Origin of the sequence: Pseudomonas sp. Leaf58, from assembly GCF_003627215.1 — a bacterium.
In the GTDB taxonomy this organism is placed as follows: Bacteria; Pseudomonadota; Gammaproteobacteria; order Pseudomonadales; family Pseudomonadaceae; genus Aquipseudomonas.
This window is the reverse complement of sequence record NZ_CP032678.1, coordinates 1-14843: the sequence shown is the minus strand read 5'-3', so window position 1 is coordinate 14843 and position 14843 is coordinate 1. Positions and strand designations below refer to the sequence as shown.

Here is a 14843-nt window from a genome sequence, read left to right as displayed (position 1 = left end):
TGCAGGGCTATTGAAGGACAGGATCCAGATACGACATTCTCAGGAACGTCCCATTGACAGATCCACCCTTAGGGTCGGAAGGGTCTTTGCAGGTGCCCATGCAGTAACTAACCAGCTTCAGATTATCGCAGGCACTGATTGCCAGAGAGCCTTGCAGTAACTTGTTTTTGTAGTCCTTCAGTCCAGGCATTTTGGCTTGAAGGCTGTTGCCCTCGCGAATCACCTCAAAACCTGAAGACTTCATGGCCGTAGTGCAGGCCTGAATGTTTTTCGTCTTCAGATCTTGCAGGGCAATTTGTTGGCGTGGGCTCAGCAGTAGTGCTGTGGCAGACACCAGTAAAATGGCGCATGCCATCAGCCCCCCAATCCCGACCAAGGCGTTGTAGAGTGCATTGGTGCGCTTCATCACTTGCTCTCCGAAATGGTTTTTTCCAACTCATTGAGGATGTTCGCACGCTCAATGCGCTGGCTTGCCGCATCGACACTCGTTGCAGGCTGGTTGATAGGGGGCGCTGGAGCGGCTGTAGGTTGTTCCTGGACAACCTTCTTCTCCTCAACCCTCCAGGCACCGTTTTGATAGGTGAGTTTGTGAAGGTACGCTTCCGGTTTTTGCAGCACGGACTCAACTTTCCCAAGTTGCTGCCATGGAAGTTCATGTGCAGATTGGGAGTAGACAGGAACCTTGTCCTTGCCATAAATCTGATAAACGACAAACCATGCACTGAGGAAAGCCACCACGCCAAACAGGGATGCCAGCACTCCAGACACCATCAGGCCATGGTGGCGCGAATACACAGGCTTGAGCGGATCGCTGAAGAAAAGATTTGGACTGATCACCTGCTCCTCCAGCTCGTTCGGCATGTAGGTTGCAAAACCGACCGCCTTGCGCACCAGCTGGACATTTCTGTCATTGGCCGGCAGCGTAACCTCACCTTGGGTATCGAGAGCTTCCAAGGCCGAGCGGAGGACGCCAAAGCCGGCACCCCCCTCCTGAACTTCATAGGCAAAGCCGCCTGACCATGGAACAATTTGATAGAAACAGGCCGTCTTCGACTCGGCGTTGTCGATGACCCACTCGCCAATGTAGCGCAGCAGGTCTTTGCGCTTCACTTCGGACATGAATCCCATGTGAAGCTTTTTCGGCCAATTCGCAGGGTCTTCAGGCGATTCAGGTTCCACAGGGTGGTTCAGGGGGTCTGCCCAGCGCATGAACCGCTCCATCATACCCCTGGTGCGACCCATGTGCCGCCCTTTCAAATTGGTTGCTGCTGGGAACCCCTCTTGCCTTGACGCTGACTGAGGAAGCTCTTCAGTAAAATCTGCCTCAGTCGCTTGCGCCAAGCGCGTCTGAAAATCTTCGCTGATCCCCTGATCAATGTTTAATCCACCGAATCTTCCCGAAATACGTGGTGATACCTCGATGAGCTCATCCTCCCCCAGGGGGAAACCTGGCTCCAGGCGCTTATCAATCATATTTAGCTCCTTTGGCCAAGAAGACGGTCACAGTAGGGCGAATCAGAATGAACATGGCGGTTCGCGATATCTTGTATTCTTTTGAAGCGGTGTCCTTCGTGTCCATTACCGCCAGGTTGCTGCGGGTGTCGGTGATTTGATCGTAAGTCAAACCACCAATGATCAGGCTTTCACCGGCCCTGACCTTCACGTTGTCGGTAAAGGCCTGTTCTTGGGTTTGTGGTCGGCTCAGGGTGCCGATCTGGTTGCCCGCCGAAAGTTCGACAAAACGCAGCAGTGAGCTCAATTTCAAATCAACCTTGATCGAAACCAGCCGGGTTCGGTAGTCGAAGTAAGGGTTGAGTTTCAACTCAAGGCCGATATCCACGTCCTTGACGCTGGTTGACCCCAGGCTGTTATTTGAGTAGCCATTGCTGTTGTTGCTGTTGTACCCATTGCCGGTATTGACGCCAATCGAGTCGATATAGGGGATCTTCTGCCCCGACTTGATTGAAACCTCTTCACCCGAAATGGTGTCCATGGAGACAGACTGGGTTGTCTTGGTCTCGCCATAGGTCGAGAGGAGGTTGAACGCCGACAGGAAGCTGAAATTGCCCGAGCCGATATTGACCTGCAAGCCATCTTTTCCAAGCCCCAGGTACAAGCCGCTTGTGCGCCCACTGGGGCTGCTGGAGGAGCCATCGGAGCCATCGGTGTCGGTGGTAGTGCTGCCAACTACGGAGCTATTGCCATTGGTGAGGCCATTGCCCGAACCAGTGCCACCGCTGGCGTCCGATTCGTCATTGGCTAGCCCAAGGGCACCGAGTCCTGCTTTTAGCGAGCTCCAGTCAAAACCGGTGTTGCGCTCCTTGTCGATCGCGGTGTTCAGGATCGCCACTTGCATCGAGACCAGAGAGGCGTTGATCCCCATTTTCTCGATCATTTCTGCGATGCGCTGCTGATTCTGGTGGTTCGCCGAATATTGGATGGTGCCTGCTTGTATCGACACCTTGACATCCGTTGCGCCAAGTCCGGTGATATTGTCCTCGATCGCTTTTGCCACACCCGCATTCTGCGGGATCTGCAGAATGTACGGCTTGCTTTCGGTTACCATCAGGATGTTGCCGGGCAGCCAGCTGAAGGACAGGCCGTGGGCGATGGATATGGCGTTGAGGAAATCACCAAACCGCCCCTGGAAATTGAAGATCACGATTTTTTTCTGACGAAGGGCGTCGTCGGGCACAACCAGGTAGAAGCCCATATGACTCATGACTGCGCCCAGATCGTCGAGGGTGGAGTCCTTGCTGAACATGACTTCAACTTTCTTGTTCGCCACTGCCGTGGGGATGGACTGCGGCGCCTCAATGGTAAACCCATGCCCCAGGCCAACGGTGCGAATGGCTGGGGTTTCGGTAGCCCAGGCTTTGCGCATATCGTCGGTCAACGCGCCCCGCGATGGCATTTCCGAGCTTTCTGGGATCCTGTTGCCGGAGCAGCCAGTCAGGGCCATCACGATAGCCAAGGCCGTCAGCTTGAAGCATTTGTGGATTACCATGTTTTACCTTTGGCGTCTTTTTTTGTTGTCGGTTTGCCCGCTTGAGGCGCGATGGCTTGCTTGATTTGCTGGATATCGTCCGAAGGCTTGGGGGCTTCAAGAGTGCTGATCGATGTGCCGTCAGCCGGATAGCGAACATAGAGGCCCTGTTCCGGTTTGTACCAGACCTCCTGTCGATCAATGATCGCCACCATCCTCGCCCCTGCGAGATCATTCATTTTGCGCTGGGCGACGGGATCTACGATCGGACTACCTGCGCGGGAAACGCCTGGAACGCCCGAAGGAGAGGATGGGTAGCCCCCTTCTGATGTAACAGTCACCTGGCGCATTTGCGGTGGCAGGAACGGGTTCTGTTCGGCTTGTGCATGAGCAGATGCCGCCAATATCATCAGAAGAAAGAGCTGGTTCTTCATTTCAATTCGCCCTTTGTGCTTCGAGAAGGCCGATGCGGCGCAAAGTCTTAACCGCCTTCACCCCCAGGTCGACATGCTGCTTGATCCGATGGATGCTGATTTCGCCACGCATATCGACGATCAGCACCTCTTTGCCAAGCAGCAAAAATTCTGAGAAGTCCTTGATCTTTACGGAATCCGACAGTTCTGTGAACTTGAATTCAGGGTGATTTCTGAACCCGTCGTTGTCCAAACCTGGCCTGCCCATCAGCAGGAACTTGCCTTCGTGGTGATTGCGAGGATCGGCAAGCCAGGAGCTGACAAATCCTGAGAGTCTTGACCCTTCCGCCGACGCCCGGACAAACGTGACATCCAACTCGGAATGCTCCGCTTCACGCAAGGCCATACGAATCTTGATGGCGCTGGTACTGTCGTTGGCACGCTCTGGGTTTTCACAATTTCTATCTAAATCGAGACTCATTTGTAAAGCGCTCCTGGAAATTCAACCCACCGCAAGGAAAACGCGATTGTATGATGCTCATGGCGATGAACCTCAGCGATATCCATCGACATCAGTCTAGGAACCACGAGGATTTCCAGCCTCATCATGGTCACAGCAGCCACAGGTGCCATTGCACGTCGTTTGGACTGAACCTTGGGTGTTGGTCATTTCAAGCTATCTTAAACAACTTTATGCCAATATCCAAGTAAAGCGAGGTGCGTGAACGAGATTTCACTCCTCGTCCAGTTGCGATTCTTGATCCATTTCAAGCTGGGTTTCTTCGCCGCTTGCCTCACCACCGAGCGAGTTAAGCAGGTGTTCCAGCAAAGCATTCACCTCGGCAGCCATCAGAATGACGTCGGCCTGTAGAATTTCCATAGGTTCGCCGCCACCTGAGTCGTGATCCGCCATAGCGATCTCGCTCAGGGTGAACTCCTTGATCATGAAGTCTTCGGTCAAGGTGAAAGAATTGCGCTCACCCATGGTCAGCGCCAGCTCCGAGACAAACAGGTTGTTGCGCAAGTACTCCTGGAGCTTTTCGTCAGCAAGATCACGATTGCGATATCCGATGGTGCCATCACCGTCGCCAATCGTGCATTTGTGACCAAGGTCAAACGGCTGTGGCGCCTTGTCCTCACTGACCCACAAGGTGAGCATTTTGGACACTTCGTGTTGCGGACGAACGGGATACAACACGTTGGATTCCATTGCCCCGCGAATTGCCTGGGCAATTGCGTCCCCTGTCTTTCTGGACGAGGAGTTGATCACCAGCAGTCGGGTGTTGGTATCAACGTAGGCCCAGGTTTCTTTGGCCTGAGGTGGGCAATTCACCAGCAAGCGAGCCTTGATTTCTTCTTTCAAGGCTTTCTTTTCGTCTCGCTTGAGTTTCCGACCCTCCTTTTTCTCGCGCTCCTGCACCTCCTTGTTCAAGGCGGTTTTGATCCTGCCGGGGGAACCTTTTTTTCCTCGACCATCAGGCAAAACAGGTGGTAGCCACTGACAGTGAAGACGCGTTCGTTCAACCCCACCACCTCGGTGAAGCCTGCGCTTCTTTCCTGGGATTTGTGGCACGGATTGAAGGGGTTTGCGTCCAGGAATCCGGCCAAACGCTCACGGTCGACCTTTTCGCCCATTCGGTAAATATTAAGGTTCTTGAAGAACATGGCTCGGCTCCTTTAGGCGTAAATTGGTGATTGCCAGCATTGCGAGGTCGTGAGAGCATACATTTAACCGTATATTGAGTCAAACGATGCATTTGGGATGTTCTCTTGATCGATTCTGGCCATCAAACGCGCCTCTGGCAGGCTCATCTGCACCTTACCGCCGACCTCGTGAGAGACTATTGCTACAACGCTGATCTGACCGAAGATGCACTGCAGGAGGTCAAGCTTGGGTTGTGGGAAGCCACGTTCGAATGGCGTGAGGACATGCAGGAAAAATTTGCGCACTATGCTTGGTTATGTATGCGCAGACGGCTGCTCACCTATCTGACTCAAACGGCTGTTGACAAGCCCCGCCTATCGCGCAAAGAAACCTCGGTACTGCGCGACCTCAAAAAGCATCTACGCGCAGGCGAACTGATCTCCTGCAAGCTGCTGGACTTGCTAAGCGAAGAATCGGGGATCACCCGGTTCAGGTTGTGCCAATTGATCGCCTACTGGTATGCCAGCAGCACCGCGTTGAGCGCCAGCAGTCTCGATGTGCTGGAGGAAGCCTGCGTGCCGGATGAAGACCCTCAGTACAGCGAGAGCCAATACCAGGCCCTGGAACAAGGCATTGCCAGCTTACCTGAGCGCGAGCGCCTCATTGTCATTGCCAGGCACCTGGAAGACCCCAAAAAGACCCTGGCGGAGCTTGCTGCGATGCTGGGCGTGGTTATTTCAAGGGTGCGTCAACTGGAAGCGGCTGGAGTGGCGCGACTGAAACGGCATTTGGGTGTGAAGGATGCAGGCCAGCAGTGACATTGCGTCTGTAGGTCGGACGACATCCGACCCTTGCCGGCCTGGGTGGTCTAGCTGCCTAACTGGCGCAGTGTACTTAGCAGGTCTTCAGTAGAGGCATACTCAATAACCTCTTCTTCCTGCACCACCCCTGACAAATCCCAGTGTTCATTGTCTTCCACCGATACCAACAGGCTCAAGTAGGCATCCTTGAAACGCTGCTCGTTTTCACGACTCTTCCCATTGGTGTTCAGGTCAAAGGCACTGATCCTGGCGCGGGCCTTGACGATCAATGGGTGCAGCGGTTGACCAGGGCGAACACTAAGCGCCAACAGCCAGGCATCTTCGACCAGCGGTGCCCCGCCCTTTCGATGCGACAGTAGCGCTCCCTTGAACTGCTCCAGGGATGGCGGGAAGCTTCGGAAGACTGTGCTTGCCTGGATTTTTTTCAGGGCCTGCTCCAGCTCGCCGATGGATGCCTGAACGTTTTCGAATTCTGCCAGCCAGACACGTTCACGCTGGAGGCTTTCAATGGTGCTGTCCAATCGCCAGAAGCGACCATACCCCTGGCAGAAGTGGGCATCGAGCTTGTACCAGAACTCGGCATATTGAACTTGCCCATCGGTGACAGGACAGATTTTCAGGACACGACCTATCTGGATCAGCATTTCAAGATTCGGCGGGTATTCAGCAAATGGCTTCAAACCCTGAAGCAGCCAACTGCGGATATTTTTTACACATTGAGCATCGATGTTCGAGCGCATGAAGCCAAGCGCGCAATCGTTGGCGTAGGCGGTACTTTCCCCGTACATTTTTCGGAACATGGGGGTTCCGTAGCGACGCTCGACCTGCATTGCGAGTGTGCGGCACTCCGCCGCCAACTCCTGGGGAATGGTGATTTTCATCAATATTCTGCCTCGATTACCATGTCTTCAAGGTTAGGCGCTTCATCGTCCTGCTGCCGGGCCAGGTTTGCACCGTGCTTCTTGATCCACTCCCGAATCCAGTAAGGGGCATTCGGCACGGTGGGTCTGGATTGACGCTCCGACCTGAGATCATCGTACATCAGCGCGAAAGCGGCTTGCATGTCCACGGTCGGGTGTTCCAGCTCCAGCTGCTGGCGTTGATCCGGGGTGATGATGAAGATGGCCCCATCCAGGCCGTACAGCGCGGTTGGCAGCCACCCCTGAAAGCCCATGTCCAGTTCGATGTTGCGCTCTTCAAAGGGGATTCGGCGCGAAATTTCCGTGATGGCCGCAGGCCCGACATCCTTGAGCTTGAGGTCGGCAGCTCGTGCTTGGATCGCTTTTTTCTTGACCGAATCCATGTCCAGGCGCTTGGAGCGTTTTTTCACGGCGCTGGCCGAGGACTTCAAGCCGACGCAGATGAGCACATTGGAAACCACTCCCTGGCCGACCTCTATCACCCCTTTCACGGTCAGGGCATTCACCACATCCCAGATCAGCGCCTCGTCCACGCCCCATGAGCGCGACAATTCCTGGCTTTGGAACGGTATTTCGCCCGGCGTCTGGGCCATCAGCATCAGGTCAATGAGCTCCCGTGCTACTGCCCGTTGATCGAAGGCCGGGAACTGATCTCTGATCAGCGAAGCAATCTCATCAGGAATGCGCATGGATTTTTCACCCTGTACTGCATAGAATATTGGAAAGGCCTAAATGGGCTCGCAGTCTAACGATTTAAACGGAAATTGACAACCGATGCCTAGCAATACGTCATCCCCTGAGAACATCATCCTGTACCCCCATAGCTACAACAAGCGCGGGGACGAGTCTCTGCATTCGGTGCAAGGGGTCACTGCAGACGGCGAGGAGGTCAACGTAAAGCTGCGCGTGGCCAGCAAATATGCCAGTCGCGATGGCACGCCGAGCATCGCAGAGTTTGCGCGGGAAGACTATGGGGCCAAGAATGCGTGCATTGCCACCCCCGACAATTCTCCGACAAATCGACAGGGCATCCTTCTGTTTACAGGCTGCGAACCTGACGGGGAAAACCGAAAAGGCATTACCAGCTATATTGCACGCTGGGCGTACCGCCTGGTGGCTGATGGTGACTCTCCTGCCCCTATTATCGGCATCGGTCGCATTCATGTTGCCGAAGAAACATCACGTAATCGTGGCATCCGTACAGACATCGAGGCCCTGCAGCAAGCCAAGCCGATTGGCTGGGAAGCCCGAGTGGTCAGGCTTGAACAAGACCTCAATGACGCCACGCGGTTCGCCTACTCTCTTCGACTTTACCAATATGCCCGCACCCGGATGTTTCCAAGCGCAGACACCAAAGCTTGGGAGCAGTGGATCATTGATGTCATCAACACGGGCGGTACCAACAGCACTGTGACCGGTGTTTTTGTACGAGCAAGACTGAGCAGCGGTAAGTACCTGCCCGAAATTGACGCGGAGCTGATTCCCATCTGGAACCCAAGAGACAGGCGCTATCAAAACGGCGCAGAAATCGTCTCTTGGCTGCACAAATTGATTCCAGAGCTTGCAGGTATCGGCGACGACGTGAGCCTGGTGATCATGCCCGTTGAATGCCATATCGCCGGCCAGGTTTTCAAGAAGTTCTATGGCGAGCCCAAGAATTTCCAAAAGCTGAAGCAGCAGTACTACCCTGGCGGGCGCGCTGAGCTTTCACTGTTGGCGGCCTCTCAAAGTTTGCACGATGGCAGCCCCTTGCTGCTTAGGGTTCACCCTTTGGGCGGCCCCATGGGGCCAGCAATGAAGCTCAATGAGCATGGGGACTTCCTGGCGCAGGTTGTTGGCGAGGCGGGCGATGAACCAGGCGAAGTGGTAGAAAAGATCGTTGCTGGGCTTAATTTCAAGGCTCCGATGTTCTTCCCAAGCTGGTTTGAACCGACCAGGGTGCTGATCGATGAGAATGACCTTCCGATGCTGCATGACCTGACGGTCGAAGAATCTGATCCAGATGCCCCGCAGGAGACTACGGCGCTTGATGCTGGCACCTTCACATTTGCCACTGACCCGGAAATGCTCGACGAACTGGTGATTGTCGATGACATCACTGAAGTCTCGCCCTCCCCCGGCGTTGACAGCGAGCCTCCAAGCTTGGTGCCGGAGCTCAGCTCCGCTATGCCCGCCTCAAGCGAATCCGTTGCCGATCAGGCGTTTGATTTTGACAACAAACCTGCCCCAGCACAGCTTCCAGCGCCAGTCGCTGCAATTATCGTGGAGTCGCCAAGTGAGCAGGCCACAGCGTGTGAGGACGGTGGTGTCATGATCATGGTAATGGATGATGAGCCCGCCCTGGATCCTGTTAACGACCATCCTTCGGAAGTCGCGTTGGATGAGCCGGATGCATCCTGGGCTTTTGGCAGCGATGACGAGCCTGTATTGACCCCGGAATCGGAAATGCAGCCCACCCCAATCGAATCAGGCAATGCTACCATGGTGCCTGCGGAAGCTGAAATGGCAGTGCCAGAGGGCGGCACTCCTGCTGTACCACCAGTTTCTGCTCCTGTCATGGAGCTTTTGGGCGTGGGTGAGCCGGCGCTGGTATCAGAACCCTCGCCTGCGCTTGAATTTGAGCCCGAATTGGAGCCACAAATGCTGACTTCTGGCGCTGAGGCTGATGGGCTGGAGCAGCCAGAAGTCATCGTGGATAAGATGGAGCCTGCAGCACCTCCACAGGCGCCAGGGAAGAAACCGAAGGGCCTCGCAGGCTTCCTGGCGAAAAGGGGCTTGGCTTAGCCCCAAGGCTTCAGAAGCCCATGCCAGACTGGATGACGGCACGCATGTCGTGGGGTTTGAAGATTTCGGCCCCATCGAGCACATACATAGATTTTTTAATCCAGCGCTCCTGCAGCACCTTAAGTTGATCGTGGGCTTCCTTGTATTCGTGGTACTCCATGGGGTCGATGCCCACGGAGACCGCCATTTCCAGCGCTGCCTGCATGGTTTTCTTGACCCGAATTTCCTCCAGGGCCGTAGCGCCATCGCGACCGTGAAAGGTCAGTCGCTGATCGCCCTTCTCTAGCCAGAACTGGCCAGTCAGGACTTTCTGGCCAGCAAATTCCTCATAGAACATACCAGGGTCTTGTGGCGACGCAGGGGGTACAAAGGTGCCCGGCGTGCCATCGTCGCCGTTCCTAGGGTTGTCTGGCTCTATCACGTTGATATAAGACAGGTAGCCATTCTCCAGCGGTGTCTTATACACCAGCAGCTTGGTTTCCTGCAGTTTCGGTGTAACAGGATAGATGTCCTCACCTACTTTGAGCAGATGTGGGGCAATCAAGGTCACCGGCACTCCGTTGAAGGATTGACCGACAGTCACCTTCCCCAGGGTTTTATCGTCGTCACTTTTGAGCAGGAACGTCACGCTACCCCTGCCCATGGCCCGTGCCTGAAACCCATGCTTGAGATTCCGCCCGATCAGCACACTGTGCTCGCCAACGATCAGGGTGCCGTTAGGGTTTTTTGACACGATGGTGGATCCGTTCAGCGTTTCGATGCTTTGATCGAGCTTGACCATGCGGGTGCTTCCGTTCTTACGGTGCACCTTGTAGAGGCCCTGGTTCTCATCAATGAGCTCCGCTTCCCATTTCGACAACAGGTTTCCAGGAAAACCATAGACAAGCTCTGTAGCCGCTGCCGCTTTTCGGTGTTTGGATTTTTCGCGAGCCATTTTTTGACCACTTCAAATTATTTCTTTTCTTCACTATGAATTAGAAGAAAGGGGGGATACAACGAGAAAAATATATCCAGGCCTTGACAGTTTGTCAATTTACATTATATTCGAAAAAACTGATCGAAAGGATGGATGGTCATGAGTGCATTCGGAACCCGTAGCAAGCCGGAAATTTTCATGGCAGCGAAGCAGGGCTGTCGCCGTAGCCAGAATATCTTCCTGATTCAGAACCGACTACTGGTTACCAAAATCGCTCAATGCTACCTTTGCAACCCGAGGCTGTCCTCTGAGCATGATGACATCGTCCAGGAAGGTCTGATGGGTATGTATCGTGCACTGGAGAAATTCAATGTGGAACTGGGCTTCAGCTTCTCGACCTATGCTGTGCCCTGGATACGCGCCTACATCGAGCGTTTTTTGCGAAGCTCCCTGATCAAGCTGTCCATGCCGACCCGGATGCGCGATCTGGCCTGGAAGGTGCGCGGGCTTTCCCAGAAATACAGCTTGGAGGCGATCAGCGAAAGCCTGGATATCGACCTTACCCTCGCCACAAGTCTATTTGAGATGACGGATGTCTTGCCTCTGGACACGGTGAGTGAAAACCATGGTCATAGCGTCGAGGATCTGGTTATCATGCAAACCGAAATCCAGCGCGTGGGCCAGGCCTTTGAGCGATTGCCAGCCCTCGGAAAAGCTGCTTTACTCATAAAAATTGGCGAACATCAGGTGTACGACGGTGCCTCGAACTACCTTACCGATCATGACATCAGCCGATACGATTTTGATAAAACTGCCAAGCTTTCCCTGGCAGCCATGAAAAGCGCACTCTGCGCATGACCAATGAGGATGTAATATGAGCCAACAACAATTGATTGACGATCTCGCCCAAGCGACTTCTCTGCCGAAAGCCTCCATCAAGGCTGTGCTGAAAAGCCTGCCGGATGTGCTGGTGGCACAAATCAAGGCCAGTGACGATCAAGCTGTCACTCTGCCAGGCATTGCCACCGTTAAACTGGTCACCCGTAAGGCCCGCACCGGCAAAAACCCCGCGACCGGTGCAGCGATCCAGATCCCTGAAAAGATCGTTCCGAGCGCAAAACCGCTGAAGGCCTTCAAAGACAAGTTCTAAGCCTTCTCTCCGTCGCAGCCGGGGTTGTTAGAGCCCTAGCTGCGATACCGCGCTTTCCCTGCGCCTGAAAGGCACCACGTTGTCCGGAGCAGGCATCCGGCGCTGATCTTTCATCGGCAACCCAAAATCATCACGCGCCCAGCTTGGCCCATCCATTTTCAGCATGGCGTTGAACGAATCCACCCTGACGAATTTCTGCTCGAACGATTTGGCGGAGACGGGCATTTTCATCTCGCCGTTGGTGACCAGCCAATCACCCTTATTGCCACTGGGCCATTCGGTGTGGTCAAAATTGTGCACGCAGAAATCGCAGCCCATCCGCACGGCGTATCGCACTCCTGTCTGGATGTAATAGACGCCGGATTTCCCTGCATCATCGATATCAGACACCATGAATTCGTCAGCAAACGTCTTCATGGACAGCGGTCGTGGCATTTGCTTGTCCAGTACAGCTTTGCCCGGATCAAAGCCTTTTGGGCCCCAGCAATCCTTGGTATCAATCGCATAAGTCAGCGCGATACCAGGCCGAGTTGTAAGATCAACCCAGAAAAATTTAGGCTTGTGGGTAACCATAATCGCGCCATTATCAGGCCCAATATTGAGCTGGGTGGCGTCTAGTCTAGGGCTATCCATTATTATGTCCCCCTGCGTGCGAGATTTCAGCTACAGATTGGCAGGGAGCTTTAGCCGTTTCAACACGATTTACTTGTATATTGGTGAGAATTGCGATTTAATTTAAGCGTATATTGACACAGGATGCTCTCCATGGATTTGCTGAACTCTCCATTTTCCTCGTTGATCAGGCTTCAGGGGCAGCTTATCGCCCAGGAACAGGAGGTAGAATCCGAAATTGCCGAGTTTCTGCAGGCTGGCTCCACCCTCGCTAATTCTGGCCCTGGCGCCCACCTGAGGCTTGAAGAGCTTCGTTTTGCTAGAGCCATGCTTCGCTACCGGATCATGGATGCTGAAGCGGTCACCAAGGCTCGAAAACAACTCCATTTCGAAACTCGGGTTTTGGAGGCATTTGCCCTCCTCCACCCGGAAATGAATGCTGAGTTTCAGCATGAATTGGCAGGCCAAGCCTTTAAGGTCGAAGGCTACGACTGCCCTGCCGTCATTCTTCAGTCGATTGAGACTTGTTACCGCAAGCTCGAATCGTCCTTCCAGGATCAATCGTCAATGCTGAACCAGATGGCGCTGAATGCGTCCAGGGCGAACGAGATGAAGGATTGGTTTGGACGTGTCAACCATGCGTTGATGAAGTCAAAGGCGTATTTCTCACGCCAATGTGGTAAGGCCAGATCCCTGCGGATGAGATTCGCTGAAGCGTACGGCAACAATGGGCAGCACCATGCCTTCACCCTCCTCCGTGCGCGCTATGGCGCGGAGATGATTGATGCCCTGGCACTGGCAGTTGCCGCCGATTCGAAGCGGAGAAAGGCCGCCTAAGCGGCCCTGCTTCAGGACTTCAGGAATTTTTCGACGAAATCGTGGAATTCCTGAATTTTGTCTTGCGGCAACTCCTCCTTGTTCAACGACAAGGTTAGTGTTGTCGATGAGTGTGTCAGTGTCCCAACCGGTTTACCCTCAAAGCTGACGGGTTCTGACTTTGGTTCCAAATCAACTCTTTTAGGCGAAGTCCTCGCGGGCTTTTCGGTCTTGATTTTGAGATTGGCCTCAACGTAAGAAATCAACTGCTTTCTGGTTTTGATGTTGCCGTGAACAAACCTGTCCATGGCATCCAGGACAACTTCCGTGAATTTTCCTGAATCATAACGACCCTTGTCATCAGTCAAAAACTGGCTGAGGGCCTCTGCTTCGGTCTTCCCAATGACCGTCAGGTTTTTTTCGATATACTGGATGACTGGTTCAGGAAATTTAGAGAAGGCATCGAGCTTGTAGTAATCCTGGTTCCTCAGCTGCAGGGATGCCATGATCTCTTTCGGCGTCTTACCCATCTGTCGTTGGATGACAATGGCCCGGTAATCTTCGTAAGCCGAAGGGTTCGAGCGCTGCTTGTTTTCACCAAAGCACATCGAGGCCATTTGCTCATCAGTGACTTCTCTGATGATGGCCAAAACCTTCCCATTTCGCCGGGTGGCGGCCCGCCAGCGATGCTCGCCAAAGATGATCTGGTAGTTGTCTCCAACGCGGCGAACACCAATCGGCTGAAGCTGACCATCCTTGTCGAAGGCCTCCATCAGCTCTTCGATTTTTTCCTCGGAGAAGTACAATCGATACTGATAGGGGTTAGGCAGGATCCGCGAGCAGTCCAGGGTATGGATTTTCTCCCATTGCTTAGGCTCTTCATGGAGATTGCTCGATACCTCGGCAATCCTGCCGATCAGATCAGCACTCTTGGCAGTCAATTTATCCTTCAAGTTCATGGTCATGCGACCCCCTCCCCTGCTTGGTTCAACCATTTCTCCTTACTGGCAATGACAAAGTTGGCCAAGGCCTTGTAGGCTTTGGCGATGTCCGTCCTGGCCACGGCGCTGGCGACCAGCTCGCCCGTATGGGTGTTGTTGCGTACTTGTTGGCGAAATGGGATGGAAATATCCATTTTCGGCATCTTCATGTTGCCAAATGTCACCTTATCCTGGATGTTGCTGTCGAGCGCAGTACCTTTCTTCATCATCACTGGCAACACGCCAAGGCACGATAGCCCCTTGTTGACCTGGGACACCTTCCTGAGCATGTTGTCTTCAAGCGGGATTAGACCCAGTTCGGAATAGGCCGAGTCGTCGATTGGCGTGATGAAATGGGTTGAAGCAACTAGCGCGTTTTCGACTGCCAGCCCCAAGTTCGGTGGACAGTCAATAATGATGAAGTCAACTTCTCCGTCGAGCAGCGCGATGCGATCGCTCAGGAGTTCAAAGGGCTTCATCCAGCGGTGCTTGTTGGATTCCAGCAGCATTTCTAAATCACGATCCGCCATGATCATGTATAGGTTCGGCACGTTTGTTTCCTGGACGGCATCTTGAATTTCAACGCTGGGGTTGAAGAGCAGCATCGACAGGGTCACGGTGCTTTCAAGGCCGACCAGGTGCGGCAACAGATGCGTTGTAGTGTTCATCTGCGGATCCGCATCGATGATCACCACTGACTTATTGGCGAATGCCAGGGCCGCCCCTAAGTTGATCGAGCTGGTGGATTTACCAACACCACCTTTATGGTTCACCAGGCTTATTACCATCGTTTGCTTCAT

18 protein-coding genes are annotated in these 14843 nt (G+C 53.8%); 5 read left to right on the top strand and 13 right to left on the bottom strand.

All coding sequences use genetic code 11. The features are described 5' to 3' along the window. Positions 1-7 precede the first annotated feature (7 nt). From DV532_RS25270 to rdgC, 7 genes are all read right to left on the bottom strand, one after another. Positions 8-406 carry a hypothetical protein gene (locus tag DV532_RS25270; RefSeq protein ID WP_056797588.1) on the bottom strand — a complete coding sequence of 133 codons (399 nt, stop codon included), beginning with the start codon at positions 404-406 and terminating at the stop codon, positions 8-10. Then, the gene (locus DV532_RS25265; RefSeq protein WP_056797591.1) at positions 406-1473 is read right to left on the bottom strand and encodes a hypothetical protein; all 1068 of its coding nucleotides are present in this window, start codon (positions 1471-1473) and stop codon (positions 406-408) included. Before DV532_RS25265 ends, DV532_RS25270 begins: the two co-directional genes overlap by 1 nt. Beyond that, positions 1466-3007, bottom strand: coding sequence for a type II secretion system protein GspD (locus DV532_RS25260; RefSeq protein ID WP_056797595.1), 1542 nt, complete (start codon positions 3005-3007; stop codon positions 1466-1468). The genes DV532_RS25265 and DV532_RS25260 overlap by 8 nt, the downstream gene beginning before the upstream one ends. Next, the gene (locus DV532_RS25255; protein WP_056797597.1) at positions 3001-3420 is read right to left on the bottom strand and encodes a hypothetical protein; all 420 of its coding nucleotides are present in this window, start codon (positions 3418-3420) and stop codon (positions 3001-3003) included. Before DV532_RS25255 ends, DV532_RS25260 begins: the two co-directional genes overlap by 7 nt. A 1-nt stretch (position 3421) precedes the next feature. Then, positions 3422-3880 carry a hypothetical protein gene (locus DV532_RS25250; RefSeq protein ID WP_056797599.1) on the bottom strand — a complete coding sequence of 153 codons (459 nt, stop codon included), beginning with the start codon at positions 3878-3880 and terminating at the stop codon, positions 3422-3424. 252 nt (positions 3881-4132) lie between these two features. Beyond that, the gene (locus tag DV532_RS25245; protein ID WP_162948986.1) at positions 4133-4831 is read right to left on the bottom strand and encodes a recombination-associated protein RdgC; all 699 of its coding nucleotides are present in this window, start codon (positions 4829-4831) and stop codon (positions 4133-4135) included. Beyond that, positions 4828-5064: a recombination-associated protein RdgC gene (gene rdgC, locus DV532_RS25240; protein WP_120715396.1), complete on the bottom strand. Its 237-nt coding sequence runs from the start codon at positions 5062-5064 to the stop codon at positions 4828-4830. Before rdgC ends, DV532_RS25245 begins: the two co-directional genes overlap by 4 nt. A 105-nt stretch (positions 5065-5169) precedes the next feature. Here rdgC and DV532_RS25235 point away from each other — a divergent pair, with 105 nt between their 5' ends. Continuing rightward, positions 5170-5862, top strand: a complete 693-nt coding sequence (locus DV532_RS25235; protein ID WP_056797608.1) for a sigma-70 family RNA polymerase sigma factor — start codon at positions 5170-5172, stop codon at positions 5860-5862. Between the two features lie 50 nt (positions 5863-5912). Here the strand turns inward: DV532_RS25235 and DV532_RS25230 are convergent, their stop codons facing one another. Then, the gene (locus DV532_RS25230; protein ID WP_056797610.1) at positions 5913-6746 is read right to left on the bottom strand and encodes a hypothetical protein; all 834 of its coding nucleotides are present in this window, start codon (positions 6744-6746) and stop codon (positions 5913-5915) included. Continuing rightward, positions 6746-7474: a hypothetical protein gene (locus DV532_RS25225; RefSeq protein ID WP_056797612.1), complete on the bottom strand. Its 729-nt coding sequence runs from the start codon at positions 7472-7474 to the stop codon at positions 6746-6748. The genes DV532_RS25230 and DV532_RS25225 overlap by 1 nt, the downstream gene beginning before the upstream one ends. Before the next feature lie 85 nt (positions 7475-7559). On the opposite strand from DV532_RS25225, the gene DV532_RS25220 reads away from it, so the two are divergent. Further along, on the top strand, positions 7560-9569 hold the full coding sequence (locus tag DV532_RS25220; RefSeq protein ID WP_056797615.1) for a hypothetical protein: 2010 nt from the start codon (positions 7560-7562) through the stop codon (positions 9567-9569). A gap of 10 nt (positions 9570-9579) precedes the next feature. Here DV532_RS25220 and DV532_RS25215 read toward each other — a convergent pair whose 3' ends face one another. Beyond that, positions 9580-10503: a hypothetical protein gene (locus DV532_RS25215; protein ID WP_056797617.1), complete on the bottom strand. Its 924-nt coding sequence runs from the start codon at positions 10501-10503 to the stop codon at positions 9580-9582. Between the two features lie 141 nt (positions 10504-10644). Here DV532_RS25215 and DV532_RS25210 point away from each other — a divergent pair, with 141 nt between their 5' ends. Continuing rightward, positions 10645-11343 (top strand): sigma-70 family RNA polymerase sigma factor, encoded by a 699-nt coding sequence (locus tag DV532_RS25210; RefSeq protein WP_056797620.1) that lies wholly within the window; start codon positions 10645-10647, stop codon positions 11341-11343. Between the two features lie 16 nt (positions 11344-11359). Then, positions 11360-11635 carry an HU family DNA-binding protein gene (locus DV532_RS25205; RefSeq protein WP_056797621.1) on the top strand — a complete coding sequence of 92 codons (276 nt, stop codon included), beginning with the start codon at positions 11360-11362 and terminating at the stop codon, positions 11633-11635. Between the two features lie 27 nt (positions 11636-11662). Here the strand turns inward: DV532_RS25205 and DV532_RS25200 are convergent, their stop codons facing one another. Then, positions 11663-12268: a hypothetical protein gene (locus tag DV532_RS25200; protein ID WP_056797624.1), complete on the bottom strand. Its 606-nt coding sequence runs from the start codon at positions 12266-12268 to the stop codon at positions 11663-11665. Between the two features lie 132 nt (positions 12269-12400). Here DV532_RS25200 and DV532_RS25195 point away from each other — a divergent pair, with 132 nt between their 5' ends. Then, on the top strand, positions 12401-13084 hold the full coding sequence (locus DV532_RS25195) for a hypothetical protein (RefSeq protein ID WP_056797626.1): 684 nt from the start codon (positions 12401-12403) through the stop codon (positions 13082-13084). Between the two features lie 11 nt (positions 13085-13095). Here the strand turns inward: DV532_RS25195 and DV532_RS25190 are convergent, their stop codons facing one another. Both DV532_RS25190 and DV532_RS25185 read right to left on the bottom strand, forming a co-directional pair. Continuing rightward, complete coding sequence (locus DV532_RS25190; RefSeq protein ID WP_056797629.1) at positions 13096-14028, bottom strand: ParB/RepB/Spo0J family partition protein; 933 nt, start codon at positions 14026-14028, stop codon at positions 13096-13098. Further along, positions 14025-14843 (bottom strand): ParA family protein, encoded by an 819-nt coding sequence (locus tag DV532_RS25185; RefSeq protein WP_082476775.1) that lies wholly within the window; start codon positions 14841-14843, stop codon positions 14025-14027. The genes DV532_RS25190 and DV532_RS25185 overlap by 4 nt, the downstream gene beginning before the upstream one ends.

Excerpts from the sequence above, each read along its gene's own strand:
- DV532_RS25270 (WP_056797588.1), bottom strand. The coding sequence starts at position 406 with ATGAAGCGCACCAATGCACTCTACAACGCCTTGGTCGGGATTGGGGGG.
- DV532_RS25265 (WP_056797591.1), bottom strand. The coding sequence starts at position 1,473 with ATGATTGATAAGCGCCTGGAGCCAGGTTTCCCCCTGGGGGAGGATGAG.
- DV532_RS25260 (WP_056797595.1), bottom strand. The coding sequence starts at position 3,007 with ATGGTAATCCACAAATGCTTCAAGCTGACGGCCTTGGCTATCGTGATG.
- DV532_RS25255 (WP_056797597.1), bottom strand. The coding sequence starts at position 3,420 with ATGAAGAACCAGCTCTTTCTTCTGATGATATTGGCGGCATCTGCTCAT.
- DV532_RS25250 (WP_056797599.1), bottom strand. The coding sequence starts at position 3,880 with ATGAGTCTCGATTTAGATAGAAATTGTGAAAACCCAGAGCGTGCCAAC.
- rdgC (WP_120715396.1), bottom strand. The coding sequence starts at position 5,064 with ATGTTCTTCAAGAACCTTAATATTTACCGAATGGGCGAAAAGGTCGAC.
- DV532_RS25230 (WP_056797610.1), bottom strand. The coding sequence starts at position 6,746 with ATGAAAATCACCATTCCCCAGGAGTTGGCGGCGGAGTGCCGCACACTC.
- DV532_RS25225 (WP_056797612.1), bottom strand. The coding sequence starts at position 7,474 with ATGCGCATTCCTGATGAGATTGCTTCGCTGATCAGAGATCAGTTCCCG.
- DV532_RS25220 (WP_056797615.1), top strand. The coding sequence starts at position 7,560 with ATGCCTAGCAATACGTCATCCCCTGAGAACATCATCCTGTACCCCCAT.
- DV532_RS25215 (WP_056797617.1), bottom strand. The coding sequence starts at position 10,503 with ATGGCTCGCGAAAAATCCAAACACCGAAAAGCGGCAGCGGCTACAGAG.
- DV532_RS25210 (WP_056797620.1), top strand. The coding sequence starts at position 10,645 with ATGAGTGCATTCGGAACCCGTAGCAAGCCGGAAATTTTCATGGCAGCG.
- DV532_RS25205 (WP_056797621.1), top strand. The coding sequence starts at position 11,360 with ATGAGCCAACAACAATTGATTGACGATCTCGCCCAAGCGACTTCTCTG.
- DV532_RS25200 (WP_056797624.1), bottom strand. The coding sequence starts at position 12,268 with ATGGATAGCCCTAGACTAGACGCCACCCAGCTCAATATTGGGCCTGAT.
- DV532_RS25195 (WP_056797626.1), top strand. The coding sequence starts at position 12,401 with ATGGATTTGCTGAACTCTCCATTTTCCTCGTTGATCAGGCTTCAGGGG.
- DV532_RS25190 (WP_056797629.1), bottom strand. The coding sequence starts at position 14,028 with ATGACCATGAACTTGAAGGATAAATTGACTGCCAAGAGTGCTGATCTG.
- DV532_RS25185 (WP_082476775.1), bottom strand. The coding sequence starts at position 14,843 with ATGAAGCAAACGATGGTAATAAGCCTGGTGAACCATAAAGGTGGTGTT.